This is a genomic window from Mesorhizobium sp. NZP2234, assembly GCF_013170765.1.
GTDB classification, from domain to species: domain Bacteria; phylum Pseudomonadota; class Alphaproteobacteria; order Rhizobiales; family Rhizobiaceae; genus Mesorhizobium; species Mesorhizobium loti_D.
The window spans coordinates 2,178,427-2,204,951 of record NZ_CP033364.1 but is presented as its reverse complement, the minus strand read 5'-3'; the positions used below and the strand labels follow the sequence as shown (position 1 = coordinate 2,204,951).

The following is a 26,525-nucleotide window of genomic DNA, read 5'->3' as shown; positions in this document are numbered from 1 at the left end:
GGGTTCAGAGCAGCGCGGCGGCGATGGCGTGCACGGCCTTCAGCGTCGCCGTGGAATAGGCGAGATTGCTGAAATCCGGCCAGGTCGAAAGCTTCACCACGACCATTCCTGTGTTCCAGTCCATATGGATCATTTGCCCGAACACGCCCCGGCACATCAGTGCGCGCGAGCCGGGATCCTCGATCCAGAACTGGTTGCGATAGCTGCCTTCCGGCAGGCTGGCGGAGAAATCCGGCCCGTGCTTGCCATTGCGTGTCGTCTCGATCCAGCCGGCCGGCACGATGCCGCCGCCATTTTCGAGGATCATCTGGCCGAAGCGGGCATAGTCGCGCAGCGTCGCGTTGAAGCCGCCATCGGCGAGCGCATAGCCGGCGCTGTCGACGGTGAAGCAGGCGCTTTCATCGGCACCGAGCTTTTGCCAGAGTTCTTCCGAAACCAGCTGCGCCAGCCGCTTGCCGGTCACGCGCTCCATGATGAAGGCGAGCACGTCGGTCTCGATGGAGCGGTATTCAAATGCGGCGCCATGCGGGCGGACCGTGTCCCTCAGGCCCAGGATAAGCTCGAACATGTGCGAGGGCCATCGGAAATCCGGATCGCTGCCTGGCGGCACCGGCTTCCAGCCGGTGGCGACATCGACCTGGCCGATATCGGAATAGCGGTCGGTGTATTCCTCGGAAAAACGCACGCCCGTCGTCATGTCGAGCACATGCTGGACGCTGGCCCCGGCCCAGCCGGTGGCGGCGAGTTCCGGCAAATAGTCGGTCACGGGCCTCGCCGGGTCGATCAGGCCGCGTCCGGCCAGTATGCCGAACACCGCGCCGGTGACGGACTTGGCCATCGACTGCGACAGATGCAGCGTGCGCTCGTCCATGCCGTTGAAATAGCGCTCATAGGCGACCTTGCCGTGCTTGAGCACCAGGAAGCCGTCCGTATAGGTCTCGTCGAGCAGCCCGGCGAGCGTTGTCGGCTTGCCCTCGCTGTCCTCGACCGCCAGCCCGTCGAGATCGACCTCGGCGCGTTCGAGACGATGGCGATGGCCATTGCCGCGCCAGACTTCGGCGGTCGGCAGGATTTCGCGGATGTGCTGGAACGCCCAGCGGTTCCATGGCGGCCGGTCCCAGTCGAGCTTCGGCGGCACCATGGCGGGCGGCGAGCCCTGCATGATCGGCGGCCGCGGATCGCTGTTGCGATAGGAGTCCATGAAAGGCTATTCCCGGAAAAGAAAAAGACCCGGCGGGTACCGCCGGGTCTCTCATGCAGCGATTACTTCTGCAGTTCGGTCCAGATCTTGGTATAGAGTTCCTGCGTTTCGGGAGCGCACATCTTCTGGAACTCGCCATGCGGCTTGGCGTCGGCCGGAATGACGACTTCCGGCGCATCCTTCATGTCTGCCGGCATGTACTTGTCCGAGCCGGTGATGGCGTTGGCATAGCGGTGGAAGGCCGAGAGGCCCGCCGCGTTTTCCGGGTCCATGATGAAGTTCTGGAACAGCTTGGCGTTCTCGACGTTCTTGGCTTCCTTGAGAACGACGACGTTGTCGCTCCACAGGCCAAAGCCTTCCTTTGGATAGTTGTAGTGGATGGCCGGGTTGGCCAGACGCTGGCGCAATGCCGAGCCGTTCCAGTCGCTGGTGGCCTTGAAGTCGCCGGCGCCCATCTTCTCGATGGTGTTGTATTCCATCGCGATCCAGTTCGGCTTGGCCGCCACCAGGAGGTCGCGCACCTTCTTCAGCACCGCCTTGTCGTCCGTGCACTGCTCGCCGCCGACATATTTGATCGCCGCGAAGATCACGTCACCCATCTCGGGAACGACGTTGACCTTGCCCTTCAGCTCGTCGGGCGTGTTGAAGACGATACCCCACGTGTTGGCCGGCCCCTTGTAGGCATCGGTGTTGACGACGACGCCGATCGTGCCCCAGGCCCATGGCACGGAATATTTGCGGCCCGGATCGAACTCAGGATTGGCCCATTCCGGAGCGACGTTCTTGAAATTCTCCATCTTGCCCGGATCGGTCTCGAGCACGAGACCTTCCTTGATCCAGATCGGCACGTAGGTCTGCGAGGGCACGGCGATGTCGAAGCCGGTGCCGCCCTGCCGGACCTTGGCGAGCGCGGTGTCATTGGAATCGTAGTCGGTGATGGTCACCTTGATGTTGTATTTGTCCTCGAACTTCTTGATCACGTCGGGGCTGGTGTAGTTGCCCCAATTGTAGATGTTGAGCACGCCATCGGCGTGGGCGAGGCCCGTCGAAGCGAGCAGCGCCAACCCCATGGCGGTCGCTGTGGTCTTCCAGTTCATCGTTCTAACTCCCATTTCAGGTTCAGTCTCGTTTCCTGCTGACAAAGAAAAACAACGTGACGATCGCGACCGAAAGCAGCAGGAAAGCGGTCGATATCGCGTTGATCTCGGGTGTGATGCCGCGGCGGATCTGGCCGAGCATGTAAGTGGGCAGCGTGTCCTGGCCGCCCGATTTGACGAACTCGGTGATGACGACGTCGTCGAGCGAGATGACGAAGGCCAGCATCAGGCCGGCCAGTATGCCCGGCCACAAAAGCGGCAGCGTGATGCGGCGGAAGGTCTTCCACGGCGTTGCGTAGAGATCGGCCGCGGCACGCTCCAGCGTCAGGTCCATGTTCTCCAGCCGCGCCCGGATCGGCAGATAGGCGAACGGAATGCAGAACGCCGTATGCGCGGCGACCAGGTAGCCGATGCCGGAATAGCCGGTGAATATCTTGATGCGCGAGAAGAAGATCAGCAGCGCCACGCCAGTGACGATCTCGGGCACCATCAGCGGCTGGTTGATCGCCGCGTATTTGAAGGTAAGGCCGGGATAGGAGGCGGTGCGCGTGGTGGCGAGCGCCGCCATGGTGGCGAAGATCGTCGACAGCACCGCCGCGATGGCGCCGATCTGGAACGAGCGCAGCGTTGCATCGATGACCTGCGTGTTCTGGTACGCCGACTGGAACCACTTCAGCGAGAAGCCGCCCCATTCTGAGGTCGAGGTGGCAGCGTTGAAGGCATAGATCACCAGCACCACGATCGGCAGGTAGAGCACGACGAAACATGTCGCCGCGATCGCGGTGAAGCCCGGCTGGTGCTTGATGGAGAAGTTGCTAGCCATGACGCACCCCCGACTTGCCGGCATTGCGCACATAGGCCAGCAGCGCCACCATGACGATGATCATCACCGTGATCGAAAGCGCCGAGCCAAGCGGCCAGTTGCGACCCTGCCCGAACTGCAATTCGATCAGGTTGGACAGCATCATGTTCTTGCCGCCGCCAAGCACGCTCGGCGTCACATAAGCGCCGAGGGCTGGAATGAAGACAAGGATGGAGCCGGCGATGACGCCGGGTTTGACCAGCGGAAAAATGATCTTCCGCAGCACCTTGAAGCGTGTCGCGTAGAGATCATAGCCCGCCTCGACGAGGCGAAAGTCGAGCTTCTCCATGCTGGCGTAGATCGGCAGCACCATCAGCGGCAGGTAGACATACGCCATGCCGATCAGGATCGCCGTGTCGGTGTAGAGGATCTGGATCGGCGCCGAGATGATGCCGAGCTTCAAAAGAATGGTGTTGATGATGCCTTCGTTGCGGATGATCTGCAGCACGGCGAAGGTACGGATCAGCAAGTTGGTCCAGAACGGGATGGTGATCAGGAACAGCCAGAGATCCCTAGTCTTTTCGCTGCGCGTCGCCATGAAATAGGCGGTCGGGAACCCGAGCGCCAAGGTCGCCAGTGTCGTCACTATGGCAAGCTTGATCGAGCGCCAGAAGATGGTGACATGCGCCGCGGCCAGTGAAAGCGTGTCGTCGAAAATATCGCGTTCCAGGAACACCGATGTCCAGGCGTCGGACGAGAACTGCCATTTCACGTCGCCATAGGCGCCGGGCGTCAGGAACGAATAGACGAGAACGATCAGCAACGGGCCGGTGGCGGCGAGCAGGATGACCAGCAGCGCCGGCGCCGACAAAAGCCAGCGGTCACGGACATCACGCCGTTCGGCGGCCTTGGCGACTTCTTCCGCGGTGGCCATCAGTCCCTCAGCACTTGCGCGGCGTCGTTGCCGATCAGGATGCCGACCTTGTCGCCGCGCTCGAAACCGCAGCCGGCGCTGCGCGTGTTCTGCTGGCGCACGGTGAAGGGATCGCCGCTGTCGAGCTGGACGTGGATATGCGTGTCGGTGCCGAAATAGACGATGTTTTCGACCGTGCCCGACAGGTCGCCCTTGTCCTTGGTGAGCTTGGCGTGCTCGGGCCGCACCACCACGGTGGCGTTGTCCTTCGGCTGGAACCCTTCGGCAACGGTGGCCTCGATGGTCGTGCCGGACTTGAGCGTCGCGCGTGCCTTGCCATTGCCGGCGCCCGATATGGCGGCGGTGAGGAAATTGGTTTCGCCGATGAAGTCGGCCACGAAGCGTTCCGCAGGCTTGTCGTATATGTCCCAGGGCGAGCCGACCTGCAGGATCTTGCCCGACGACATCACCGCGATGCGGTCCGACATGGTCAGCGCTTCTTCCTGGTCATGGGTGACGAAGATGAAGGTGATGCCGGTCTCGTGCTGCAGCCGCTTCAACTCGATCTGCATCTCCTTGCGCAGCTTGTAGTCGAGCGCGGAGAGCGGTTCGTCGAGCAACAGCACTTTCGGCTGCGGCGCGAGCGCCCGTGCCAGTGCCACGCGCTGCTGCTGGCCACCGGAAATCTGGGCCGTGCGACGGCCCGCCAGCGCTTCCATCTTGACCAGCTTGAGCATCTCGGCGACGCGCGCCTTGATCTCGGCCTTGGGCTTGCCGAGCATCTCCAGGCCGAAGCCGATATTGTCGGCCACGGTCATGTGCGGGAACAGCGCATAGGACTGGAAGACGGTGTTGACCGGCCGCTTGAACGGCGGCAGCGGCGCGATGTCCTGACCGTAGAGCAGGATCTCGCCGGCGGTTGGAAAGTCGAAGCCGGCAATCAGCCGCAAAAGGGTGGTCTTGCCGCAGCCGGACGGTCCCAGCAGCGTGAAGAACTCGTTCTCGCGAATGGAAACCGAGACCTTGTCGAGGGCAGCCACCTGCCCCTCACCCGATCCGAAAATTTTGCTGACGTCTACAACTTCAATCGCATTCCGATCCGGTTTGTCCGGCACGATTACGCCTCACTGTTGACCCCGCTCTTGCCGGCGGAGCTGTTCCCCTGTTCGATGTGACCACACGGCCGGTAGGTTGGCAAGCCCGGCATTGAATCACAGTTCAGTCCGTCTTTAGCCAGCAAGCCTCATGCCATGTCAGGCCTGATAGGTGATCTTGCCACCGCAGATCGTCGTCACCGGGCGCACCTTGTGCAGGTCGGCCGGCGCCGTTTTCTCGATGTCATCAGACAGAACCACCAGATCGGCCATATAGCCTGATTTCAGCGCACCTTTGCGATGCTCTGCGAATTCGGCATAGGCGCCCTCGACCGTGTAGGCGGCGATCGATTCCCGCAGCGAAAAACTCTGGTCCGGATCGCTGTCTGCCCACGGTTTGCGCATCACTGCCGCCTGAATGCCCAGGATCGGGTCGATCGGCGACACCGGCCAATCCGAGGCGAAGACGACGTGCGCGCCGGCGTTCTTCAGGGTTCGCCAGGCATAGCTCAGCGGCCAGCGGGCCGGCCCGATGCGAGACACGGTCGGCTCCAGCGGGAAATCCATCGCGCCGGGCGGATGCGGCGGTTGCATCGAGGCGATGACGCCGAGTTCGGCAAACCGCGGCACGTCAGCCGTGGTGGTAACCTCGATGTGTTCGACGCGGTGACGGCTGTCGCGCTTGCCATTGGCCTTCCGCGCCGCCTCGTAGCCGTCGAGCACCGCACGCACCGCGCCATCGCCGATCGAGTGGACGGCGATCTGCAGCCCGCGCCTGTCGACGGCGACGGCCAGATCGATGAATTGCCGCGGCGTGAACAGCGGCTCGCCAACCCAGTCCGGACGGTCGGCGTAGGGCTCGACCATGACGGCCGTCCAGGAATCGAGCACGCCGTCATAGAACACCTTGACCATGCCCGACGACAGCCACTCGCTGCTGTAGCGCTCGGCCATGGCGGACGCCTTGTCGAGCATGTCGAGCGTCATGAAATTCTTGTAGTGGAAGGGGATCTGCACGCGGCAAGGCAAGCCCTCCTCGGCGTCGATCTCGGCCAGCAGTTCGAGCTGGTAGAGATTGCCGTCCATGTTCTGGATGGAGGTGATGCCGTGGCGCGCGCACCAGGCGAGGCCGCGCCGCATGATGTCGCGGTCGGCGGCGCGTTCGGCGGCCGACGGCATCGGATCCGGCTCACCGCCAGTGGCCAGCCCCAGCCGCACCCGGCCCTCGCCGGCAAGATCGAGCACCGGCCCGAAGGCCTCGCCCTCGCGCAATTCGCCCGCCGCCAGGCCATCATCGCCCATGACGATCTCATTGCCCGGACCAAGCGCGCGTCCATGTAGGATGCCGGCCATCTCCAGCGCCTTGGTGTTGGCCCACATCGTATGATGATCGGGCGCAGCCATGCAGAACGGGCGATCGGGCAGAATGGCGTCGAGATGGTGGCGCGTCACCCGCTCGCTGCCGAGCACCGTATAGTCGACACCCTGCCCGACCAGCATCGGGGCATTGGGCTTTGTCGATGCATAGTCGCGGATCGCCTTCTGCAGCGCCTCGAAGCCGTGGACACCGCCAAGCTGAAGATGCGCGAGTTCGGCGCCTCCCGAGAACAGATGCATGTGGGCTTCGATGAAACCGGGCAGGACCGAACCGCCCTTGGCGTCGATCACCTTGGTGGTCGATCCCTTGAATTCTTCGATCACAGCACGGCTGCCGATGGCGATGATGGCGCCGTCCTTGACGGCCACGGCCTCGGCTGCGGGATTGTCGTCGTCCATGGTCAGCACACGACCGTTGATGACGATCAGATCCGCATTGCGACCCGCACCCGTGACAGACATCGCGACTCCGCGCTCTTGATGACCGACTGAGACCGACAACCCTGCGCTCAACGACCGGCCACCCACCTGAGCGGCGCCACGGAACAAAAAACGATGCCAGTCCGCTGCCTTCGAAATTCCCCTTGTTATCCCTTGGGACAGCGTGGATAAAGAATGCGACTGATTATTCGCGTTTGTCAACATGCGGAATTTAGAATGTATTGTGGACAGCACCCCGCGCCTGTGTTGGGACCAGGCGGGGAACGAGGGCATCGAGCAGTGAAGCGCAGTCTCGACCGCAAGACCAGGATAGCGCTCGAGCCGCGCAAGCAGCCGCGGCAGCAACGGTCGAGCAAGGTTGTCGACCGGATTCTCGACGCGGCGCTGATCTTGACGCGAGAGCAAGGAACCAGGACGCCGACAACGCTCGCCATAGCGCAGCGAGCGGGCCTGTCGGTCGGTTCGGTCTATCAATACTTTCCCAACAAGGAAGCCATTCTTCTGGACCTCGCCCGGCGCTGGCTGTCCTCCTTTCCCCAGGTGATCGAGAAGCGCATCAAGGTCCCGCGGCCCACCAATCGCGAGGAATTCCGGCGCGAAGTGCGCAAGCTCTTCATCGACACGTCCAGTATCTATCTCGAGAACGCGACGCTGATGCCGGTGATCGAGGCCATTTCAGGCAACGCCGATCTCAGGCCTATCCAGGACGAATATGACGAGCAGATCGTCGCGCTTTACGCCGCCTGGCTGCGGCATGTGAATCCGGCTCTCGAGGACAAGATCGCCAAACGGCTCGGCCTGGTGATGATGGAGGTCGGGCATGCCTGCCGGCTGGTCGGACTGAAGAGAGACCGCAGGACATTCGACCTCATCGAGGACGACGTCGAAGCCATGTGGCTGGCTCTGGTGAACCCCTATCTCAACCTGGACTGATTTCGCATTTCGAGAGGAATTTCATGAAGACTGTCTATTCGCCGCTTCATGCCGGCCATGCCGGCCAGATGGAACTGGTCACATCGGCCATCGTGCCGGGTTTCGAAAAGCCCTCGCGGGCCGAATTCATCAAGGCGCGGGTTGAAAGCGAGAAGCTCGGTCCGATCGTCCTGCCGCTCGAGCACGACCTTGCCGCCGCCAAGCGCGTCCACAGGGCTGACTACATCGACTTCCTGCCGACGGTCTGGCCGCAATGGGTGGAATCCGGCTTCCAGGGTTCGGCGATGCCGTTCACCTGGCCGACGCGCGGCCTGCGCGGCGACGTGCCGCCAAAGCGCATCGACGCCCTGCTCGGATACTATTCGTTCGACGGCGGCGCCACCTTCGTCGAAGGCACATGGGCGGCGATCAAGTCCTCCTACGACGTGGCGCTGACCGCGGCCGGCCTGGTCAAGGGCGGCGAAAGGTCGGCCTTCGCGCTCTGCCGCCCGCCCGGCCACCATGCCGGCGCCGGCTTCATGGGCGGCTATTGCTACATCAACAACGCCGCCGTCGCCGCTCAATGGTTCCTCGACCAGGGCGCAGCCCGCGTCTCCATCCTCGACGTTGACTACCACCATGGCAACGGCACGCAGGAGATCTTCTACGACCGCGCCGACGTGCAGGTCCTCAACCTGCATGGCGACCCGATGGTCGAATATCCATTCTTCCTCGGCCATGCCGACGAACGCGGCGCGGGCGCCGGCGAAGGCTTCAACATCAACTATCCCATGCCGTTCGGCACCAACTGGGACGCATGGAACGCCTCGCTGGAGGATGCCTGCGCCAGGCTCGCCGCCTACGCGCCCGACATCGTCGTCGTCTCACTTGGCGTCGACACCTTCGAGAAGGACCCGATCAGCCAGTTCAAGCTGAAGAGCGCCGACTATCCCAAGATCGGCCGCCGCATCGCAAAGCTCGGCCTGCCGACGCTGTTCGTCCAGGAAGGCGGCTATGCCGTCGAGGAGATCGGCATCAATGCCGTCGGCGTACTGACCGGTTTCGAGGATCGGTAAGCCTGCCGCCTGAAAGCGGCAGCCCTTTAGGAGAAAAGGACAAAGCGAAGGGCGGCGTCAGCCGCCCTCTATGTATCTGGCCGATATGGCCGGCTTGCGCAGTCCCGGCATTTTCACACCCTCGAAAGCAGCGAAAATGGCTTCCTGAGTCGCGCCTGAGTCCATCGGATTCGATTTTGTCAAATCGCGTTTGATGTCAGATTCATCTGCGGGTAGATTAGACCCGAATCAGCCGGTCCTCGGGGGGCGCGGCGACCACCCAAAGTCTCACGTTCCGGAATCTTCCGGCGCCAGACGCGGACGGCTTCGCGTTCCCTGAATGGATTCCGTCTGGTTGGGCGCGACCCCGCGCCTCGTGTGTGTCTCGTAAAAGTAACGCGTTTTCGGGTTCGGCGGCTGGCTCTCCAGCATCCGGACATCAGAAACGATTCCGGCCAAAAGCAACAGATGAGCAGTCCCGCCGCGCCTCTTCAATCCGACACTTTGGGCTCGCGCCTGGCGTCGCGCGGTGATCTGACCAGCTTCTTCATGGAGTTGACCGCCGAGATCGGCGCCGACAGCTACATGCTGGTTGCCATCGTCCACGACCAGGACCGCAACGACGCGCGCATCGTCTCCTCCAATTGGATCTTCGACGCCATCGAACTGATCGGCAAGCGGCTGATCGCCGGCCTTGCCCAAGGCGCGCTTACCGTCGCGCCCGGCATCCGGCCCAGACCGCTGGTGGCGGCGGAGGCGCCAGACGTCGGCGGGCTGGTCTCCGGCGAAGAGGCCCGTCTCCTCGACGTGCTCGGCCATGCCGAGATCTATTCGCTCAGGCTGAATGTCGGCCGCCAGCGCCTGTTTGCCCTGTTCTCGGCGGCGACGGCCGGCCAGATCGACCAGCCGGCGCTGATGAAGGCGCAATTGAAATGCTGCTACGCGCTCTCGCATATTCCGCAGTTGATCGCCGCCGCCGCCATGCAGGATCCACTGTCGGATCGTGAGCGCGAATGCCTGTTCTGGGTTTCGGAAGGCAAGACCACCGATGAAGTGGCGGTCATCCTTGGCGTCTCCTCCAACACCGTCAACAGCTACATCACCCACGCCATCCAGAAATTCGCGGCCAGCAACCGTGCGATGGCCATCGCCACGGCGATCAGGAGTGGCATCATTTGAAACAGGCCGACATCAAGGACGCCGCGGAGGCGATCTTCAACGATCAGCGCAGCCCCTTCGGCGCCTTCTCGCTCGGCTCCGAAACACATCACGCCGTCACCATTCCCGATGCCGTCCGCCGCTGCCGGTGGATCGCGGTCGACATCAACGCCTCGGCCTTCGGCCTGTTCTTCGTCAGCCCGTCGCCGGAACGCGCACGGCTGGTCCCGTGTTTCGATTCCGACTATCCCGGCATTGCCGTGGCGACGAAGTTTATCTCGGGCGCCAATGGCGAGGAGATCGTGCGCCACACCCACAACTCGACGGAGCCACGCTGGTGGACGGATGATGGCGTCGCCGCGATGACCGAGACGTTCGGCAACCTCGCCTGGACCGAGCAGATGGCACCGCTGGCGCCCGGCACCAGCGGCATCGCCTTTCCCGTCCATGCCGATCGCGGTCAGTGCGGCCTTGTCGTCTTCCTGGGGTCGGAGATCGCGCTGCCGCAGGATGCACTCTACGAGATCCACGCCCGCTGCTTTTCCCTGTTCGCCGCGGTCGCCCGCATCCGTCCAGGTGACACCGGCAGGATGCGTGCCATCTCAAAGCGCGAGTTGGAGTGCCTGAAGCTGACCGCCAACGGCAACACCAGCGAGGAGATCGCGCGGCTCCTGAAGCTGTCCGTGCACACAGCCAATCAGTATCTGACCCAGTCGACCCAGAAGCTCAACGCCGTCAACCGCAACCAGGCGGTCGCCAAGGCGCTGCGGCTCGGTCTGATTGAGTAGTAATGAAACGATGAGGCGCGAGAGCCGGAGCGGAGCGTAGGCTTGGGTATGTGAGCACCCGAAACGCGGGGGACCGCCATTTTGCAGGCCCGCCACACCTGACCCGCGACAGCCCTCAGAAAGCCATGGGCTCCACCTTGCGGATGCGGGCCTGTTCGATCACCGCTTCCAGCAGCGCCGTATTGTGCTCGGGATCCTCGCCAGGCTTTTCGAACGACACGTAATTGACCACCACAGAGTTACCGGCCTCGCTCAGCGTCAGCTGGAAATAGACGGTCACCCCAGGCGGCCGCAACTCCAGATCGAGCACGATGCGCGGGCCGCCGCTCCAGTCGACATGCGCCTCGCCACCGTGGCCGAGCCTGAGCGTGCCGGGCATGAAGAACAGTTCCACCGCTGAATCGACCAGGTCCGACAGGCACGCGAAATGCTCCAGCCGGATGAAGGCGATATAGTCGGCGACATCGATCAGCCGCAATTCGCCAACCACCTGCTCGATGGCGTTGGCGACGATGATCTCGCGGGATTTTGCGTGCGGTTGGCGGTTCATGAAATCTGTCTGCGCTCAGCCTTTTTCGAGTAGACGATCCGCACCAGTTCGGCGACGGCCTGGTAGAATTGCGACGGGATCACATTATCGACCGAAACTTGCTTGTACATGGAGCGGGCGAGCGTCACGTCCTCGAAGATCGGAATGTTGTGCTCCTTCGCGATCTCGCGGATTTTCAGCGCCACCAGATCCTGCCCCTTGGCCACCACGAGCGGTGCCGCATCCTCGTCGCGCACATATTTCAGCGCGATCGAGAAGTGGGTCGGGTTGGCGATGATCAGCGTCGCGCGCGGCACCGCTGTCATCATCCGCTTGCGCGCGCGATCGCGCGCCAGCGAGCGCAGCCGGGACTTGACGATCGGGTCGCCCTCGGACTGCTTGAATTCGTCCTTGACCTCCTGCTTGCTCATGCGCAGGTCCTGCCTCCAGTGGAAGCGCGACCAGACGATGTCGATTGCCGCGATCAGTCCCATGACGAAGACGATCGCCACCAGTATGTCGACCGCGATGCCGCGGATGACGAGACCGAAGGCGACTGGATTGGTGATCATCCCGGCGAGCAGCTTGCGGTGATCCTCCGACAGTGTGAAGGTGAGCACGGCGATGGCGAAGCCGACCTTTGCCAGGGATTTCAGGAACTCGACCCAGCCCTGGGCACCGAACATACGGTTCCAGCCCTTGGTGATCGAAATGCGCGAAAGCTGCGGCCTGATTCGCTCGCCGACGAATTGCGGCATGTTCTGGAGCACCGAGGCACCGATACCGGCGACGGTCAAAAGCACCAGCAGGCTGAGGATGGCTCGGCCCACTTCCATCATGACAATCTTGTAGAGCTCGATGACGTCGGTCTCGGTGTCCATTGGCCAGGCTTCGGGCTTCTCGAGGAACATCGACAGGAACATGCCTAGATCGATGATCGCGTCCTTGGCATAGAAGACGGTGAAAACCAGTATGGCGACGAAGGAGGCCAGGATCGCGGTTTCCCTCGAATGGGGCAGCTTGCCCTGTTCGATGGTGTCGCGGATCTTCTTCTCCGTCGCCTCCTCGGTTTTCGAGTCCTTGTCGGTGGCGTCGGACATGCCTTAGGCGGCGTCTTGGGTCGAGGGAAGTTCGAATGCGCCTTCACGCGACAGCCGGATGGTGGTCGTCACGATGGTCTTGCGCGCCGTCGCGATGTCGGCGGCAGGCACTCCGTCCGACCCCTGCCCGAGTTCGGCCTCGATCATGCGCCGCGACCGCGCGCCGATCGCCGACAGCACGGATTCGGCGAGCGCCGCCGAGGTGCCGCGCAGCGCCAGTGTGACAAGCTCGGTCGACAGTCCGTCGAACAAAAGCACGCGCGCCTTCTGGGTGAGCAGCGGCAGATCGTCGAAAGAAAACAGCCGTGCCCGCACACCGTCGAGGTCGGGCGTGCCGGCTGCTTCCAGATCCTGCATGACCTCCTCGAGCAGCGGCTTGTCCAGTTCGTTGAGCACGCTCGCGACGCGCGCCTGTCCCGCCGAGGTGTCCTTGGTCGACGTCTCCGCCAGCACGTTGGTCCGCAACCGGTTCTCGACGATCCTGGCAGCGGCATCCGGAACATTGGCCATCGTCACCATGCGCTTGATGATTTCGCCGCGCATTGGCTTGGTCAGCGTCAAAAGAACGCCCGCCGCCGTCTGCGGCGCCAGCTTCGAAAGCACCATGGCCGCCGTTTGCGGATGTTCGCCCGCCAGGAAGGTGCCAAGCCGCGCCGGTTCGAGCTTCTCGAGCTCCGGCCAGATCGGCGGCGGTCCTTCCGGCGCGACCTCGAATTTCTTGTCGCCCATGATCGCGCTCATCTCTTCGGGCGACAGCGACTCGTTGAGGATCGTGTCCATCCTGTCGGCGGAATCGAGGAGGCCGGCACCCTCGGTGAACTCTGCCTCGAATTCTGCGACGATGCGTTCGAGATCGTTCTGCGGAATGGTCCTGAGCAGCCGGGCGCCCTCGATCAGCGCCTTCAGCTCTTCCTGCTTGAAGAATTTCAACAGGCGGCTGGCGGACGGCTTGCCCATCGCCACCAATATGGCGGCCGCCTTCTGCGCGCGCGTCAGGCTCATCAGCGGCGTCATGCTGCCTCTCGCCTCCGCTGCAACCGGCAAGCCCCACCAGCCATGGCTAGGCGCCCTTCGTGCCGGTGATGATTTCGGTCAACCTGATGCCGAAGCGCGAGGGGTCGCTTTCAAGCACCGTGATCTCGCCGCGGGCGATCTTGCGGCCGTTGACCACGACGTCAACCGGTTCGCCGATGCGGCGGTTGAGCGCCACCGTCGAGCCCTTCTGCAATGCCATCAGGTCGGCAACCGCCATCTCGGTGCTGCCGAGGATGATCTGGACATCGACAGGAATGTTCATGATGACGTTCGAATTGGCGCCCGCGGCGGACCTGAACGCCGCGTCGGGGCGCTGCTCTTCCTCATGCAGGACCCCGCGCAATTCCTCGATGGCACGGTCGAGCTGCTCGTCTGGCTGGTCGAGCTCTGCTTCCACTTTGGTCTTGGCCATGAATCGTCTCCAAAAGCTCAGGCGCGCCCGGCACCGGCCGGCATGAGCCCATCGATGAAATCCTGCCCGGCATCGAAAGGATGCTTGATTCGGACGGTGTAATTCTGCCCCAGTTTGCCGAACTCGCATACGAACAGCGTCTGGCCGCGCGCGCTGAGGCGCGCCCGCGATTGCGCCGTTTCGTCGAAGTCGATGACCTGGCCCACTTCGAGATTGGCGAGGTCGCCAAGCGTCAGCCGTGTCAGCGGCATGGTGGCTTCGAGCGCCACTGCCGAGCGCATCACCTCTTCCGAAAAACGCGCGCGCCAACTGGTGCCGTGATCGGCCTCGCTGACACTGGCGGTGCCGTCGCGGCCGGCGAGCACGACACGCTGCGGCATCGTCACGGTGATGGAGCCGCTGTCGACCGGCGTCGAGATGCCGAGGACGACGCGGATGGCAGCACCATCGCGCAGCACATGCCGTTTCGCTTCGGTACCCGACATCGCCCGCGGCACCGGCAGCCGCAGGTCGAGCGACCGTGGGCCCGATCCGTTCAGCGCCTGCGCGACCTGCTGGAACACCATGGTCGAGACATCGGTCTCAATCGGCGAGAGGTCGCGCTCGATCGGCGACACCGGCATATCCGGGTCGCCACCAAACAGCGTCGAGACCATGATCGCGATCGCGGCGGCGTCGATGACGAGCGTCATCGCATCCGAGGATGCAGGCGAGCCGACGACGGTCATGGCGAAATTGTCGCCGGCGCGTGAGCGTGCGTCGGGTACGCGGCTGACCTCGACGGCCTTGAGGTCGACGATCACGGGAACGCGAAGCTCGCCCGAGAGCCCGTTCTGCAGCAGCGGCACGGCGCGTTCGGCCATGGCGCGGCCGGCTTCGATGACCTGGTCGGCCTCGCCGCTGTCGCCGACCAGACGCTCGATGATCAGCGAGCGCGCCTGCGCGGGGCTGCCCGGACTGGTCATGACAGTTTTGCCGCCGTTCTGTCGAACATCGCTCAGGCGGCCTTCTTTTCAGCGGCGGCGGTGTTCATGGTGCTTTGCTCGACGGCGTCGATGGTCGGCCGCTCATAGGACGAGATGGTCTTGCGGCCGAATTCGATCGCCACCTGCGGCAGCGCGCCGTTCATGTAGGCGAGCAGCGTCTGCTTGACGATGATGTAGAGGCGGTTCTTCTTCTCGCGCACCGTCTTGATCTTGGTGGCCACGGGTCCGACCACGGCATAGGACAGGAAGATGCCGAGGAAGGTGCCGACCAGTGCGGCGCCGATCAGGCCGCCGAGGATTTCCGGCGACTGGTCGAGCGCGCCCATCGCCTTGACCACGCCCAGCACCGCGGCGACGATGCCCAGCGCCGGCAGACCGTCGCCGACCGCGACCAGCGCGTGATAGGCCTTCATCTTGTCGGTCTTGATGGTCTGGATCTCCTCGTCCATCAGCGCCTCGATCTCGTGCGAGCGGGCATTGCCGATGATGATGATGCGGCAGTAGTCGCAGATGAAGGCCATCAGATCGTGATTCTTGAGCACCGTCGGAAAGGCCTGAAAGATGGCTGATTCTTCCGGATTGTCGATATGCGCCTCGACCTCGCTTCGCGACTTAGAGCGCAGTTCGCGCATCAGGCTGTGCAGCACGCCGAGCGTTTCCAGATAATCCTGTTCCTTCGGCACCGCCTGCTTGAAGGCTTCCAGAATGCCCTTGCCGGTGTCCTTGACCGTCTTCATCGGATTGGCGACAAGGAAGGTGCCCAACGCAGCGCCGCAGATGACCACGGCTTCCCAGGGCTGGACCAGCACGTGCAGGTGCCCGCCCATGGCCATGAAGCCGCCGAGGACGCAGCCGAGCGTCACCACAAGTCCGATCAGAATGCCCACGGCAGGTCCTTCCGCATTTCACACCAGGTGCAAGGGATAGTCCCCGTGCCTTGTGTGAGGCTTGAATCCGAGCTGCCGTGGAACCGAATGTCAGGGCGATTCAGTTTCGCGCAAGGAAGTGCGGCTACTGTACCGGCATAGCTTCGGCCGGAGGCACGTTCTTGCTCGATACATTTACCAGCTACCAGTTGATCACCAAGGACATCAACAAGTCTATCGACCGCATCGAGCAACAGCCGACGGTTGATCGCGACACCAAATATTATCTCGCCAACATCACCAAGGTGAAATCGATCGACGATTTCGTCAACAATGACCGGCTGTTCAAATATGCCATGAAGGCCTACGGGCTGGAGAACATGGACTACGCCAAGGCCTTCATGGTCAAGGCGCTCAAGGAAGGTGTCACCGACCCCAACAGCTTCGCCAACAAGCTGACCGACAAGCGCTATGCCCAGTTCGTCAGCGCTTTCAATTTCGCCGCCAACGGCGCCGACGCCACCATCTACAACAAGGCGCAGCAGCTGGTGACAAAGAACTACGCCACGCAGGCTCAAATCGCGGGCGTCGACCCGAATTCAGACTATGTGAAGGGCGAGACCACCTATTATCTCGCCAACATCACCAAGGTGAAGTCCATCGACGACCTGATGTCGAACGGCCGGCTCTATACCTATGCACTGGCAGCGTTCGGTCTCGATTCGGCGACCGAGAACAAGGACCTCATCAAACAGGTCCTGCAGGGTGGCGTGCGCGACCCCGACAGCGTCGCCAACAAGCAGACAGATCCGGCCTACGCGGCACTGGCCTCGGCCTTCAACTTCGAGCAGTACGGCGAGAACGCCACCACCATCAATGCGGCCCAACAGCCGACCGTCGACAAATACATGCGCCAGACGCTGGAGGAGGATGCCGGCAAGACCAATGAGGGCGTGCGGCTGGCGCTCTATTTCCAGCGCAAGGCGCCCGACATCACCAGCTGGTACGACGTGCTGGCCGACACGGCGCTTGCCAGCGTCGTTCGAACCGCGCTGGGGCTCCCCGATTCCTTTGCCACCGCCGACATCGACAAGCAGGCACAGCTGTTCGAGCAAAAGCTCGACCTCACTGATTTCACCGATCCCGCGAAGCTCAGCAAGTTCCTGACGCGCTTCACCAGCATGTACGAGATCAACAACCCGACCTCGACCGCGGTGACGTCCATCAGCGTGCTCTTTGCCAAGCCAGTCACGTCGGGCATCTCCACCGACCTGATGATGGCCATGCAGAAGTTGAAGTTCTGACCATGCAAGACAGTCTCTACGTCGCCCTTTCCGCTCAGATGGCGCTCGAGCGCCGGCTCGACACGATCGCCGACAATGTCGCCAACGCCAACACCGTCGGCTTTCGCGCTACTGGCGTGAAATTCGAGGACGTCGTGTCGGGCACCGGGCAGAAATCGGTATCCTTCGCTTCGTCCGGCAAGACCTATCTTTCCGGTGCCCACGGATCCCTGACCGAGACCGGCAATCCATTCGATTTCGCCATCCAGGGCGACGCCTGGTTCGCCATCGACACGCCGGCCGGCACCGTCATGACCCGCGACGGCCGATTCTCGATGAACGAGAATGGCGAATTGATGTCGATCGAAGGCCATCCGGTGCTCGACGCCGGCGGCGCGCCGATCCAGCTCGACCCTCGCAACGGCCCGCCCAAGGCCGGCGCCGACGGCTCGCTGCGTCAGAACGACCAGCTTGTCGGTTCGATCGGCCTCTACAATTTCGACCCGGGCGAGAATTTCGTGCGCTACGGCAATTCAGGCATCGTGCCTTCGCGCACTCCCGATCCGGTCACCGATCGCTCCGATGTCGGCATCGCCCAGGGGTTCGTCGAAGAATCCAACGTCAATCCGGTGATGGAAATGACCCGCCTGATCATGGTCCAGCGCGCCTTCGAGAACACCGCCGCCCTGATGCGGCAGACGGATTCCTCCACCGACGAGGCGATCAAGACGCTCGGCTCGAAGTCGTAGCATGCCGCTCGGCCAGCCATCCATCCGCGCACCCGAAATTCCGCTCCAGCCGACGCCGGAAGATCGGCTTGCCGCGTTGGAGCGGGTATGGCGGCGCTTCAGCAGCGCCGATGGGCTGGTCAAGCGTGGCGGTCTGGTCACCGAAGTCACGCCCACGCACTACAAGGTTCGCGGCCTTTCCGATTTCGCCAGGCTGGGCGACATCGTCGAGCAGCGCGGCCAGGCCGGCACGCGCCGCGGCGAGATTGTCAAGATCAGCCGCGACGAGGTCGTCATCGCTCCCTTCGAACGCAGCGCCGATGCCGGTATCGGCGATGCCGTGTTCCGCAGGGGTCCGCTCGCGGTGGCGCCGCACGGCTCATGGCGCGGCCGTGCCATCGACGCACTCACCAGGGCGATCGATGGCGGCCCGCCGCTGATCAGGGGCGACGACATGTCGGGCGGCACCACGCCCGGTGCCATGGCACGTCAACGCGTCGGCACCGCCTTCATGACCGGCGTCAAGGTCATCGACATCTTCACGCCGCTCTGCTTCGGCCAGCGCATGGGTGTCTTCGCGGGCTCGGGCGTCGGCAAGTCGACGCTGCTCGCCATGCTCGCCGGCGCCGATGCGTTCGATACCGTCGTGGTCGCGCTGATCGGCGAACGCGGCCGCGAAGTCCGCGAATTCCTCGAGGACACGATCGGCGACAGCATGGCCAAGACCGTGGCCGTCGTCGCCACCAGTGACGAGAGCGCCATGATGCGCCGGCGCGCACCCGACACAGCCATGCTGGTCGCCGAGCACTTTCGCGACCAGGGCCATCGCGTGCTCCTGGTGCTGGATTCGATCACCCGCTTCGCCCATGCCTTGCGCGAGGTCGCGACAGGCACCGGCGAGCCGCCGGTCGCGCGCGGCTATCCCGCATCGGTTTTCACCGAGCTGCCCAAGCTGCTCGAGCGCGCCGGGCCTGGCGCGGAAGGCAAGGGCTCGATCACCGCCATCATCTCCGTGCTGGTCGACGGCGATGACCATAATGATCCGGTCGCCGATTCCGTGCGCGGCATTCTCGACGGCCATGTCGTGCTCGACCGCGCGATCGCCGAACAGGGCCGCTATCCGCCGGTCAATCCGCTGTCGTCCATATCGCGCCTGGCCGGCAAGGCCTGGAGCGTCGAACAGCGCGCCTTGGTGACGCGGCTGAAATCGATGATCGCCCGCTTCGAGGACACGCGCGACATTCGCCTGCTCGGCGCGTATCAGGGCGGCGCCGACGCCGAACTCGACATCGCCGTGCGCCAGGTGCCGCTGATCTACGAGGCGCTGACGCAATCGCCCAGGGACCGCCCTTCGGCCGATCCGTTCTCCGATCTTGCCCGCCATCTCAAGGGAAAGCTGAATGCCGAACCAGGAGACTGAACGCCAGTATACCGAGCGCATCCTGAGCGAGATGCTTGCCGAGGCGAAAGCCGCCGAGGAAGCTCGAGCCGAGGAGACCAGGATCGCCAAGGCAAAGGCCGCCAGCGCCATAGCCGCCAAGACCGCCGCTGTCCTGGCCAGGGCCGCCAAACCCGCTCTGGCCAGAGCCAAGCCGGCTGCACCCAGATCCCAGCCTGTTCTTGCTCAGACTGCCGTGCCCTCCATGCCTGTTCCCCACGTCGAGGCCGCCGAGACGACCCAGGCAAGCCGCGAATCGTTGATCGACGGCCTGTTTCCCGTCACTGAATGGCCGCAGCCGCCAAAGCCGCAATTTCCAAAACTGGCCAGGAAGGCGGACCGGCGGAGCGACTTCGTCATCGCCGCGCTCGGCGTCACGCTCGGCCTGATCTGCGCTTTGTTTCCCTGGTATATCTTCTTCAACCAGGACCAATTCGGCGTTCAGGCGATCAAGTTTGGCGGCACCGGCACCAATTCGGGACGCGAGGGTGGCGGCGTGGTCGCCGAGCGCAGCGCGCCGCTGACGACCAGGGATGTTCCCAACACCAGCATCGATCTTTTCGCCACCGGCACGGTTCCGGATGGCGCCACCCCGGCACAGCCGCCCGGCGACCAGCCCTTCCCCGCCGATGTCGCGAAATTCCGCATGGTCCATGTCGCCAACGGCCGCGCCATGATCGAGGACGATACCGGCCTGTGGATGGTCCAGCGCGGCTCGACACTGCCGGACTCGAGCACGGTGTCGTCGATCGAGCAGCGCAACGGCAAATGGGTCATGCTGACCAGCACCAACCAGGTAATCCCGCTTTCCAGGTAAGACCGTCGCGGTTGTGCCCTGCCCTGGATCAGGAGAGAGGGCATGATGTCTTCCGAAAACCGGCTCATGCTTTTCGGCGTCATGCCCTAGCGGCTCTCCGCAAGGTCCGCGCAAGACTGGCGGCCTAGTCTTTGGGCACATGCCCGGAGATTCCCATGGAGCCTGTTTCCCTTTTCGATCTCGCCGCCAAGCAAGCGCAGTGGCTTTCCGTGCGCCAGTCGGCGATCGCCGGCAACATCGCCAACGCCAACACGCCGGGCTACACGGCAAACGATGTCGAACCCTTCGAGAAGGTGCTCGACCGTACCGCGGTGTCGCTGCAGACCACCGAGGCCGGCCATCTCGGCAGCGCGGCGACCAATGCCGGCTTCACCATCAAGCCGCAGGAAAATGACGGCGTGATCATGCCGTCCAAGAACACCGTCGTGCTTGAAGACCAGCTTCTCAAGGCCGGCGAAGTGCGCCGCTCCTTCGAGCTCAACACGGCGATCGTCAAGGCTTTCCACTCGATGATGATGATGGCGGTGAAGAGCTGATCATGGACGCGCTGACCGCAGCCCTGAAAGTCGCAGCATCCGGCCTCGGCGCGCAGTCCGAGCGCCTGCGCGTGGTTTCGGAAAACCTCGCCAATGCCCAGTCGACCGGCACCACGCCCGGCGCCGACCCCTATCGCCGCAAGACCATCAGCTTCGTCTCCGAACTCGACCGGGCGACCGGCAGCTCGACGGTTGAAGTGAACTCGATCGACCGCGATCCGAGTGATTTTCCCGTTGAATTCCAGCCCGGCAACGAGGCCGCCAACGAGAAGGGCTACGTCAAGATGCCCAATGTCAACGTGCTGATCGAAATGGCCGACATGACCGAGGCCAACCGCTCCTACGAGGCCAACCTGCAAGTCGTGAAGCAGGCGCGCGACCTCATTTCAATGACCATCGACCTGATGAGGAACCAATGATCGTGAACGGCATCGGCGCGCTGAACCTGAAGCCCGGGCTGGGCGATACGGCGACGGACCTGCTCCAGGGCGGCGTCGCGCCGGCCACGGCCGGCAACCTTGGCACCTCCTTCGCGGAGGCGGTGAGCCAGGCGGCGTCCAAGACCGTCAACACGCTGCAGAATGCCGAGCAAGTGTCGCTGCAGGCGCTCAAGGGCGATGCCGATACCCGCCAGGTCGTCGATGCCGTGATGGGCGCCCAGCAGGCGCTTCAGACCGCCGTCGCCATTCGCGACAAGGTCGTCTCGGCCTATCTCGAAGTCAGTCGCATGGGCATCTGAGGAGTAGGTCATGAAAGCACTCGCCATCGCCGCCACCGGCATGAATGCCCAGCAGACGAACCTGGAAGTCATCGCCAACAACATCGCCAACATCAACACCACCGGCTACAAGCGTGCCCGCGCCGAATTCTCCGACCTGCTCTACCAGGTCGACCGCACGCAGGGCGTGCCCAACCGCTCCAACGCCTCGCTGGTGCCGGAGGGCGTCTCGATCGGCCTCGGCGTCAAGACGACGGCCGTGCGCAACGTGCACACCCAGGGCGAACTGACCAGCACCGGCAACAGTTTCGACATGGCGCTGACCGGCAGGGGCTGGTTCCAGATCGAGGGCGCCGATGGCGGTACGCTCTACACCCGCGCCGGGGCCTTCAACACAAACGCCACCGGCCAGCTGGTGACGGTGGATGGCGCGAATGTCATTCCGGCCATCACCGTGCCTGTCGACGCCGTCGAGGTCATCGTCAACAAGACCGGTCAGGTCTTTGCCCGCATCGGAGGCCAGACCGACCTGCAGAATCTCGGTCAGCTCCAGATCGTCAACTTCGCCAACGAGGCCGGCCTCGCACCGCTCGGCGACAATCTGTTCCAGGAAACGACGGCCTCCGGACCGGCCAATGTCGGCGTGCCCGGCGACCCCGGCTTCGCCACCATCCAGCAGGGTTATCTCGAGGCTTCCAACGTCGACCCTGTCAAGGAAATCACCGAACTGATCTCGGCGCAGCGCGCCTATGAGATGAATTCCAAGGTCATCCAGGCCGCCGACGACATGGCCTCGGTCGTCTCCAAGAACATCAGGTAACGGATGATGATCATGCCGATCTCCTGCTCCGCATTCCGCCGCACCGCGCTGATCCTTGCGCTGGTGGCCGGCGGCATGCCGGCTTTCGCCCAGGAATCGGCAAACCAATCGGCAAATCAATTGGCGACGCAGATCGCCGGCAATCAGACTGCCGGCGAGGTCGTGCTGATCCCCAACCGGGTCATCTATCCCGGCGAGACGATCGAGCTTGCAGCCCTGAAGCAGGTGACCCTGATCCCGGGCAAGCACAAGCCTGAAGCGATGGCGACCCGCGCCGAGGAGCTTCAAGGCAAGATCGCCAAGCGTACGCTGCTGCCCGGCCGCTACATTCCGTCCGCCGCCATCCGCGAGGCCTGGCTGGTCGAACAGGGTGCCGCGGTGCAGGTCTTCTTTGTCGCTGGCGGGCTGACGATCACCGCAACCGCCGTAACGTTGCAGCCAGGTTCGGCCGGCGACCTCATCAAGGTTCGCAACAGCGACAGCGGCAAGATCCTCTCCGGCACGGTGATGGCCGACGGAACCATCCAGGTCAGCGCTTCATGATGCGCCCGCTTGCCCTTCTGCTCGCGGCCGCGCTCGGCCTGCAGCCGGCGCTGGCCGACGGCCTGACCCCCAAGGCCAAGCGCGATCTCGCCGCCAAGAATGGCGGCGTCTACGACGATCCGGAATATGATCCGGCGACCACCACCCGCATGTTCCGCGTCTCGCCCGGGCCAAGCTCGTTGCCGCCCGGCCAGGTCGCCTCGCGCATCAAGGACATCGCCCAGCTGCAGAGTTCGCGCGATAACCAGCTGGTCGGCTACGGCCTCGTCATCGGGCTCGCCGGGTCCGGCGACAGCCTGCGCAATTCGCCGTTCACCGAACAGTCTATCCGCGCCATGCTCGAAAATCTCGGCATCGCCACCGAAGGCGGCAGCGCGCGCGCCAAGAACGTCGCCGCCGTCATCGTCACCGCCAACATGCCGCCCTATGTGCAATCGGGTGCCCGCATCGACATCGACGTCTCTTCGATGGGCGACGCCACCTCGCTTACCGGCGGCACGCTGATCATGACACCGCTGAAGGCGGCGGATGGCGAGATCTACGCCGTCGGCCAGGGCGCGGTGATCGTTTCGGGTTTCACCGCGCAGGGCCAGGCCGAGCAGGTGACGCAAGGCGTGCCGACCGCCGGCCGGGTGCCGAACGGCGCCATCGTCGAGCGGCAGGTGAAAGCCGAGTTCGACGACCAGTCGACGTTGACGCTGCAATTGCGCAATCCCGATTTTTCGACCGCCATCCGCATCGCCGACGCGATCAACGACTACACCAGCCAGCGCTTCGGCATGCGCGTGGCGGCCGAGCGCGATTCCCGCACCGTCCAGATCAGACGGCCGAAGAGCGTTTCGGCGGCCCGCTTCTATGCCGAGATCGAGAATCTGGTGGTCGAATCCGACACGCCGGCCCGCGTCGTCATCGACGAGCGCACCGGCACCATCGTCATCGGCAACGACGTCAAGATCTCGCGCGTCGCCATCAGCCATGGCACGCTGACGGTGCGCATCACCGAGGCGCCGCGCGTCGTGCAGCCCGAACCCTTCTCCAAGGGCGAAACCGCGGTCGAACCGTTCACCGCCATCGATGTCAGCCGACCCAACGCCCGCGTCGCCGTGCTTGACGGCCCCGACCTGCAAACCCTCGTTTCCGGCCTCAACCGTCTCGGCGTCAAGCCGGATGGCATCATTGCCATCCTGCAAGGCATCAAGTCGGCCGGCGCCCTGCAAGCCGATCTGGTTCTCCAATAGGCCATGCCGATGATCTCGTCTCCCTCATCCCATGAAAGGCGCCGCCCCGGCGCAATCCTGTTCGCGGCCGCGGCTCTCGCGGCCGTGTCCGTATCCGGTGGCGCACATGGTGAGGATACTGTTCGCCAGGTTCTGCCGGGAGCGCAGCCCGCGGTGGCACCGCAGCAATTGGCGCGGGAGAAAGCGCCCGACCAGAGCGAGATCGAGCGCTTCTGCTCCAACATCGCCGACGCCGCACGCGACCGGCGCTATGCCTTGCAGGCCGAGGAGTTGAAGCAGCTCCAGGCCGGTATCGACGAGCGCATGAAGGCGCTGGACGCAAAGAAAACCGAATACGAGACCTGGCTGAAGCGGCGCGAGGTATTTCTCGCCCGGGCCGAGGACGGCGTCGTCAAGATCTATGCCGGCATGAAACCCGATGCGGCGGCCGAACGGCTGGCAATGGTCAATGCCGACCTGGCGGCGGCCATCCTGATGAAGCTCGATTCACGCAAGGCCGGCGTCATTCTCAACGAAATGGACCAGAAGGCGGCGGCGACGCTCACCGGCATCATGGCCAGCGCAGCCCGAAGGGTAGATCCGTCATGATCCGCAGAATGCTCATCCTGTGCGCGGTCACAGCACTGTCCGGCTGCGGAACCAACCTCAAGGAGGTCGGCAAGGAACCGTCGCTTTCGCCGGTGGGCTCCGGTATCGACGGCGGCAGCACCGGATCCATGTACAAATATCCCGAGACGCCGCGGCAGCCGGTGAAGAAGTTCTCGCTGTGGGACGATCGGCAGAGCCGTCTTTTCACCGATCCCCGGGCGCTGTCCCAAGGCGACATCCTGACCGTCAAGATCAAGATCAACGACCGCGCCAACTTCAAGAACCAGAACGACAGGAGCCGCACCGCCAATCGCAAGCTCGGTTTCGACCTCAGCGCGCAATGGGACAAGGTGGGCAGCACCGCCGGCAAGGGCTCCGGAGCGCTCAACTCCCAGACGGACACGACCGCCGATGGCGAGATAAAGCGATCGGAAACACTTGAGCTCAACGTCGCGGCTGTCGTCACGGACGTCCTGCCCAACGGCAATCTGATGATCAGCGGCTCGCAGGAAGTGCGCGTCAACTATGAACTCAGGGTGCTGACCATCGCAGGCATAGTGCGGCCGGCCGATATCGGCGCCGAGAACACGATCCCCTATGAGCGTATCGCCGAGGCGCGCATCTCCTACGGCGGACGCGGCCGCATAAGCGAGGTTCAGCAGCCGGCCTACGGCCAGCAGGTTCTCGACCAGGTTCTTCCGTTCTAGGAATTGGAGAACAAGACGCCATGGCCAATATCGAACAGGTTCCGCCTCGCAAGGGTCCTTCCCTTGCGGTCCAGGGCGCCATGCTGCTGGTGGTGACGGCCGCCGCGATCGGCATGGGCTGGATGTCCGGCGGCTATCTCAAGGGCGTCGGCGCACCGTCATCGGTGCCGGTTGCGCCCGAGAATGAAGGCAAGGTCGCAGAGCCTGCCGCCGCGCAAGAACCTGGCACGGGACCGACGCTGGTCGCGCTGGCGCCGATCACCACCAACATGGCCTCGCCCGCCGGCACCTGGATCAGGATGGAAGTATCCGTGGTCTACGATGCACCGCAGCCGCCAACGATGACGGACGACATCCATCAGGACCTTCTGGCCTTCGTGCGTACGCTGAAGATGCATCAGATCGAGGGCGCCAGCGGTTACCAGCACTTGAAGGCGGACCTCGAGGAACGCGCTTCGATCCGCAGCCAGGGGCACGCCAAGCAAATTCTCATCAGGACATTGCTGCTCGAATGAGAAAATTCCTTCTCGCAATCGCATTGATCGGTGCCGCCACCTCCGTCGCGGCGGCGCAGCAGCTGGACCTCGGCGGCATCGGCAAGGCCGACGGCACCACCGTCGGCTACATCATCCAGATGTTCGGCCTGCTGACCGTGCTGTCGGTGGCGCCGGGGTTGCTGATCATGGTGACGAGCTTCACCCGTTTCGTCATCGCTTTCTCGATCCTGCGCGCCGGTATCGGTCTGCAGTCGACGCCGGCGAACCTCATCCTGATTTCGCTGTCGCTGTTCATGACCTTCTATGTCATGGCGCCTACCTTCGATCAGGCCTGGAACACCGGCGTCAAGCCGCTGATGGACAACCAGATCAGCCAGACCGAGGCCTTCGAAAAGATCTCGGATCCGTTCCGCACCTTCATGCTGCACAATGTTCGCGACAAGGATTTCGACCTTTTCGCCGATCTCGCCCGCGAGCGCGGCCAGGTCGTTGCCAAGGAGACGGTCGACCTGCGTATCCTGGTGCCCGCCTTCATGATCTCCGAGATCCGTCGCGGCTTCGAGATCGGCTTCCTGATCGTGCTGCCATTCCTGGTCATCGACCTGATCGTCGCCACCATCACCATGGCGATGGGCATGATGATGCTGCCGCCCACCGTGGTGTCGCTGCCTTTCAAGATCCTGTTCTTCGTCCTGATCGACGGCTGGAACCTGCTCGTCGGCAGCCTGGTGCGCTCCTTCACCTGATTCTTTTTCCGCCGCGCACCGGCGAAGGAGGCCATCCCCGACAGGGGTTGGGCGGTGCGGAGCCGTCATCGAATTCTACCGAATTATTTTCGATTAACCG

Annotated in this window: 30 protein-coding genes; 18 read left to right on the top strand and 12 right to left on the bottom strand. The window is 63.5% G+C overall.

Annotation, left to right across the window (positions count from 1 at the left end; translation table 11 throughout):
* Positions 1-4 precede the first annotated feature (4 nt).
* The 6 genes from EB230_RS10815 to EB230_RS10790 all read right to left on the bottom strand — a co-directional run bounded on the left by EB230_RS10815 (position 5) and on the right by EB230_RS10790 (position 6,946).
* Positions 5-1,201, bottom strand: a complete 1,197-nt coding sequence (locus tag EB230_RS10815) for a serine hydrolase (RefSeq protein WP_056578198.1) — start codon at positions 1,199-1,201, stop codon at positions 5-7.
* 62 nt (positions 1,202-1,263) lie between these two features.
* A complete protein-coding gene (locus EB230_RS10810; protein WP_056578200.1) occupies positions 1,264-2,298 on the bottom strand; it encodes an extracellular solute-binding protein in 1,035 nt (344 codons plus the stop codon).
* Between the two features lie 22 nt (positions 2,299-2,320).
* Positions 2,321-3,121, bottom strand: a complete 801-nt coding sequence (locus tag EB230_RS10805; protein WP_056578203.1) for an ABC transporter permease — start codon at positions 3,119-3,121, stop codon at positions 2,321-2,323.
* Positions 3,114-4,034 (bottom strand): ABC transporter permease, encoded by a 921-nt coding sequence (locus EB230_RS10800; protein ID WP_056578204.1) that lies wholly within the window; start codon positions 4,032-4,034, stop codon positions 3,114-3,116. The genes EB230_RS10805 and EB230_RS10800 overlap by 8 nt, the downstream gene beginning before the upstream one ends.
* Positions 4,034-5,128, bottom strand: coding sequence for an ABC transporter ATP-binding protein (locus tag EB230_RS10795; RefSeq protein ID WP_056578206.1), 1,095 nt, complete (start codon positions 5,126-5,128; stop codon positions 4,034-4,036). The genes EB230_RS10800 and EB230_RS10795 overlap by 1 nt, the downstream gene beginning before the upstream one ends.
* 138 nt (positions 5,129-5,266) lie before the next feature.
* The gene (locus EB230_RS10790) at positions 5,267-6,946 is read right to left on the bottom strand and encodes an amidohydrolase (protein ID WP_056578208.1); all 1,680 of its coding nucleotides are present in this window, start codon (positions 6,944-6,946) and stop codon (positions 5,267-5,269) included.
* Positions 6,947-7,204: 258 nt separating this feature from the next.
* Between EB230_RS10790 and EB230_RS10785 the strand changes: the two genes are divergently transcribed.
* The 4 genes from EB230_RS10785 to EB230_RS10770 all read left to right on the top strand — a co-directional run bounded on the left by EB230_RS10785 (position 7,205) and on the right by EB230_RS10770 (position 10,838).
* The gene (locus EB230_RS10785) at positions 7,205-7,858 is read left to right on the top strand and encodes a TetR/AcrR family transcriptional regulator (protein ID WP_056578210.1); all 654 of its coding nucleotides are present in this window, start codon (positions 7,205-7,207) and stop codon (positions 7,856-7,858) included.
* Between the two features lie 23 nt (positions 7,859-7,881).
* Positions 7,882-8,913: a histone deacetylase family protein gene (locus EB230_RS10780; RefSeq protein WP_056578213.1), complete on the top strand. Its 1,032-nt coding sequence runs from the start codon at positions 7,882-7,884 to the stop codon at positions 8,911-8,913.
* Positions 8,914-9,360: 447 nt separating this feature from the next.
* The gene (locus tag EB230_RS10775; RefSeq protein ID WP_056578215.1) at positions 9,361-10,071 is read left to right on the top strand and encodes a helix-turn-helix transcriptional regulator; all 711 of its coding nucleotides are present in this window, start codon (positions 9,361-9,363) and stop codon (positions 10,069-10,071) included.
* Positions 10,068-10,838, top strand: a complete 771-nt coding sequence (locus EB230_RS10770) for a helix-turn-helix transcriptional regulator (RefSeq protein WP_056578217.1) — start codon at positions 10,068-10,070, stop codon at positions 10,836-10,838. Before EB230_RS10775 ends, EB230_RS10770 begins: the two co-directional genes overlap by 4 nt.
* Positions 10,839-10,953: 115 nt before the next feature.
* Here the strand turns inward: EB230_RS10770 and EB230_RS10765 are convergent, their stop codons facing one another.
* Genes EB230_RS10765 through motA form a run of 6 tightly spaced genes read right to left on the bottom strand, consistent with a single transcriptional unit; the run spans position 10,954 to position 15,787 of the window.
* Complete coding sequence (locus EB230_RS10765) at positions 10,954-11,388, bottom strand: hypothetical protein (RefSeq protein ID WP_056578219.1); 435 nt, start codon at positions 11,386-11,388, stop codon at positions 10,954-10,956.
* On the bottom strand, positions 11,385-12,467 hold the full coding sequence (gene flhB / locus EB230_RS10760; RefSeq protein WP_056578221.1) for a flagellar biosynthesis protein FlhB: 1,083 nt from the start codon (positions 12,465-12,467) through the stop codon (positions 11,385-11,387). The genes EB230_RS10765 and flhB overlap by 4 nt, the downstream gene beginning before the upstream one ends.
* A gap of 3 nt (positions 12,468-12,470) precedes the next feature.
* Positions 12,471-13,481 (bottom strand): flagellar motor switch protein FliG, encoded by a 1,011-nt coding sequence (locus EB230_RS10755; protein ID WP_056578223.1) that lies wholly within the window; start codon positions 13,479-13,481, stop codon positions 12,471-12,473.
* A 46-nt stretch (positions 13,482-13,527) separates the two neighbouring features.
* The gene (gene fliN, locus EB230_RS10750; protein WP_056578225.1) at positions 13,528-13,914 is read right to left on the bottom strand and encodes a flagellar motor switch protein FliN; all 387 of its coding nucleotides are present in this window, start codon (positions 13,912-13,914) and stop codon (positions 13,528-13,530) included.
* Between the two features lie 17 nt (positions 13,915-13,931).
* Positions 13,932-14,879, bottom strand: coding sequence for a FliM/FliN family flagellar motor switch protein (locus EB230_RS10745; protein ID WP_056578227.1), 948 nt, complete (start codon positions 14,877-14,879; stop codon positions 13,932-13,934).
* A gap of 32 nt (positions 14,880-14,911) precedes the next feature.
* On the bottom strand, positions 14,912-15,787 hold the full coding sequence (gene motA, locus EB230_RS10740; protein ID WP_056578229.1) for a flagellar motor stator protein MotA: 876 nt from the start codon (positions 15,785-15,787) through the stop codon (positions 14,912-14,914).
* 161 nt (positions 15,788-15,948) lie between these two features.
* Here motA and EB230_RS10735 point away from each other — a divergent pair, with 161 nt between their 5' ends.
* The 14 genes from EB230_RS10735 (at position 15,949) to fliP (ending at position 26,425) form a co-directional block, all read left to right on the top strand.
* The gene (locus tag EB230_RS10735; RefSeq protein ID WP_056578231.1) at positions 15,949-17,070 is read left to right on the top strand and encodes a DUF1217 domain-containing protein; all 1,122 of its coding nucleotides are present in this window, start codon (positions 15,949-15,951) and stop codon (positions 17,068-17,070) included.
* Positions 17,071-17,072: 2 nt separating this feature from the next.
* A complete protein-coding gene (flgF, locus tag EB230_RS10730) occupies positions 17,073-17,798 on the top strand; it encodes a flagellar basal-body rod protein FlgF (protein ID WP_056578233.1) in 726 nt (241 codons plus the stop codon).
* Position 17,799: 1 nt separating this feature from the next.
* On the top strand, positions 17,800-19,197 hold the full coding sequence (fliI, locus tag EB230_RS10725) for a flagellar protein export ATPase FliI (protein ID WP_056578236.1): 1,398 nt from the start codon (positions 17,800-17,802) through the stop codon (positions 19,195-19,197).
* A complete protein-coding gene (locus EB230_RS10720) occupies positions 19,178-20,032 on the top strand; it encodes a hypothetical protein (protein WP_056578237.1) in 855 nt (284 codons plus the stop codon). Before fliI ends, EB230_RS10720 begins: the two co-directional genes overlap by 20 nt.
* A 155-nt stretch (positions 20,033-20,187) precedes the next feature.
* Positions 20,188-20,568, top strand: coding sequence for a flagellar basal body rod protein FlgB (flgB, locus tag EB230_RS10715; RefSeq protein ID WP_056578239.1), 381 nt, complete (start codon positions 20,188-20,190; stop codon positions 20,566-20,568).
* A 2-nt stretch (positions 20,569-20,570) separates the two neighbouring features.
* Positions 20,571-20,987, top strand: coding sequence for a flagellar basal body rod protein FlgC (flgC, locus tag EB230_RS10710; protein ID WP_056578241.1), 417 nt, complete (start codon positions 20,571-20,573; stop codon positions 20,985-20,987).
* Complete coding sequence (locus EB230_RS10705) at positions 20,984-21,307, top strand: flagellar hook-basal body complex protein FliE (protein WP_056578243.1); 324 nt, start codon at positions 20,984-20,986, stop codon at positions 21,305-21,307. The genes flgC and EB230_RS10705 overlap by 4 nt, the downstream gene beginning before the upstream one ends.
* Positions 21,308-21,317: 10 nt before the next feature.
* The gene (flgG, locus tag EB230_RS10700; RefSeq protein WP_056578245.1) at positions 21,318-22,106 is read left to right on the top strand and encodes a flagellar basal-body rod protein FlgG; all 789 of its coding nucleotides are present in this window, start codon (positions 21,318-21,320) and stop codon (positions 22,104-22,106) included.
* Positions 22,107-22,112: 6 nt separating this feature from the next.
* Positions 22,113-22,649, top strand: a complete 537-nt coding sequence (gene flgA, locus EB230_RS10695) for a flagellar basal body P-ring formation chaperone FlgA (protein WP_162258948.1) — start codon at positions 22,113-22,115, stop codon at positions 22,647-22,649.
* A gap of 149 nt (positions 22,650-22,798) precedes the next feature.
* On the top strand, positions 22,799-23,887 hold the full coding sequence (locus EB230_RS10690) for a flagellar basal body P-ring protein FlgI (RefSeq protein WP_244494151.1): 1,089 nt from the start codon (positions 22,799-22,801) through the stop codon (positions 23,885-23,887).
* 3 nt (positions 23,888-23,890) lie between these two features.
* Positions 23,891-24,475, top strand: a complete 585-nt coding sequence (locus tag EB230_RS10685; protein ID WP_056578251.1) for a MotE family protein — start codon at positions 23,891-23,893, stop codon at positions 24,473-24,475.
* On the top strand, positions 24,472-25,182 hold the full coding sequence (gene flgH, locus EB230_RS10680) for a flagellar basal body L-ring protein FlgH (protein WP_056578253.1): 711 nt from the start codon (positions 24,472-24,474) through the stop codon (positions 25,180-25,182). Before EB230_RS10685 ends, flgH begins: the two co-directional genes overlap by 4 nt.
* 20 nt (positions 25,183-25,202) lie before the next feature.
* Positions 25,203-25,697 carry a flagellar basal body-associated FliL family protein gene (locus EB230_RS10675; RefSeq protein ID WP_056578255.1) on the top strand — a complete coding sequence of 165 codons (495 nt, stop codon included), beginning with the start codon at positions 25,203-25,205 and terminating at the stop codon, positions 25,695-25,697.
* Positions 25,694-26,425, top strand: a complete 732-nt coding sequence (gene fliP, locus EB230_RS10670) for a flagellar type III secretion system pore protein FliP (protein ID WP_056578257.1) — start codon at positions 25,694-25,696, stop codon at positions 26,423-26,425. The genes EB230_RS10675 and fliP overlap by 4 nt, the downstream gene beginning before the upstream one ends.
* Positions 26,426-26,525 lie beyond the last annotated feature (100 nt).

Excerpts from the sequence above, each read along its gene's own strand:
- EB230_RS10815 (WP_056578198.1), bottom strand. The coding sequence starts at position 1,201 with ATGGACTCCTATCGCAACAGCGATCCGCGGCCGCCGATCATGCAGGGC.
- EB230_RS10810 (WP_056578200.1), bottom strand. The coding sequence starts at position 2,298 with ATGAACTGGAAGACCACAGCGACCGCCATGGGGTTGGCGCTGCTCGCT.
- EB230_RS10805 (WP_056578203.1), bottom strand. The coding sequence starts at position 3,121 with ATGGCTAGCAACTTCTCCATCAAGCACCAGCCGGGCTTCACCGCGATC.
- EB230_RS10800 (WP_056578204.1), bottom strand. The coding sequence starts at position 4,034 with ATGGCCACCGCGGAAGAAGTCGCCAAGGCCGCCGAACGGCGTGATGTC.
- EB230_RS10790 (WP_056578208.1), bottom strand. The coding sequence starts at position 6,946 with ATGTCTGTCACGGGTGCGGGTCGCAATGCGGATCTGATCGTCATCAAC.
- EB230_RS10780 (WP_056578213.1), top strand. The coding sequence starts at position 7,882 with ATGAAGACTGTCTATTCGCCGCTTCATGCCGGCCATGCCGGCCAGATG.
- EB230_RS10775 (WP_056578215.1), top strand. The coding sequence starts at position 9,361 with ATGAGCAGTCCCGCCGCGCCTCTTCAATCCGACACTTTGGGCTCGCGC.
- EB230_RS10765 (WP_056578219.1), bottom strand. The coding sequence starts at position 11,388 with ATGAACCGCCAACCGCACGCAAAATCCCGCGAGATCATCGTCGCCAAC.
- flhB (WP_056578221.1), bottom strand. The coding sequence starts at position 12,467 with ATGTCCGACGCCACCGACAAGGACTCGAAAACCGAGGAGGCGACGGAG.
- EB230_RS10755 (WP_056578223.1), bottom strand. The coding sequence starts at position 13,481 with ATGACGCCGCTGATGAGCCTGACGCGCGCGCAGAAGGCGGCCGCCATA.
- fliN (WP_056578225.1), bottom strand. The coding sequence starts at position 13,914 with ATGGCCAAGACCAAAGTGGAAGCAGAGCTCGACCAGCCAGACGAGCAG.
- EB230_RS10745 (WP_056578227.1), bottom strand. The coding sequence starts at position 14,879 with ATGACCAGTCCGGGCAGCCCCGCGCAGGCGCGCTCGCTGATCATCGAG.
- flgF (WP_056578233.1), top strand. The coding sequence starts at position 17,073 with ATGCAAGACAGTCTCTACGTCGCCCTTTCCGCTCAGATGGCGCTCGAG.
- fliI (WP_056578236.1), top strand. The coding sequence starts at position 17,800 with ATGCCGCTCGGCCAGCCATCCATCCGCGCACCCGAAATTCCGCTCCAG.
- EB230_RS10720 (WP_056578237.1), top strand. The coding sequence starts at position 19,178 with ATGCCGAACCAGGAGACTGAACGCCAGTATACCGAGCGCATCCTGAGC.
- flgB (WP_056578239.1), top strand. The coding sequence starts at position 20,188 with ATGGAGCCTGTTTCCCTTTTCGATCTCGCCGCCAAGCAAGCGCAGTGG.
- flgC (WP_056578241.1), top strand. The coding sequence starts at position 20,571 with ATGGACGCGCTGACCGCAGCCCTGAAAGTCGCAGCATCCGGCCTCGGC.
- EB230_RS10705 (WP_056578243.1), top strand. The coding sequence starts at position 20,984 with ATGATCGTGAACGGCATCGGCGCGCTGAACCTGAAGCCCGGGCTGGGC.
- flgG (WP_056578245.1), top strand. The coding sequence starts at position 21,318 with ATGAAAGCACTCGCCATCGCCGCCACCGGCATGAATGCCCAGCAGACG.
- flgA (WP_162258948.1), top strand. The coding sequence starts at position 22,113 with ATGATCATGCCGATCTCCTGCTCCGCATTCCGCCGCACCGCGCTGATC.
- EB230_RS10690 (WP_244494151.1), top strand. The coding sequence starts at position 22,799 with ATGTTCCGCGTCTCGCCCGGGCCAAGCTCGTTGCCGCCCGGCCAGGTC.
- EB230_RS10685 (WP_056578251.1), top strand. The coding sequence starts at position 23,891 with ATGCCGATGATCTCGTCTCCCTCATCCCATGAAAGGCGCCGCCCCGGC.
- flgH (WP_056578253.1), top strand. The coding sequence starts at position 24,472 with ATGATCCGCAGAATGCTCATCCTGTGCGCGGTCACAGCACTGTCCGGC.
- EB230_RS10675 (WP_056578255.1), top strand. The coding sequence starts at position 25,203 with ATGGCCAATATCGAACAGGTTCCGCCTCGCAAGGGTCCTTCCCTTGCG.
- fliP (WP_056578257.1), top strand. The coding sequence starts at position 25,694 with ATGAGAAAATTCCTTCTCGCAATCGCATTGATCGGTGCCGCCACCTCC.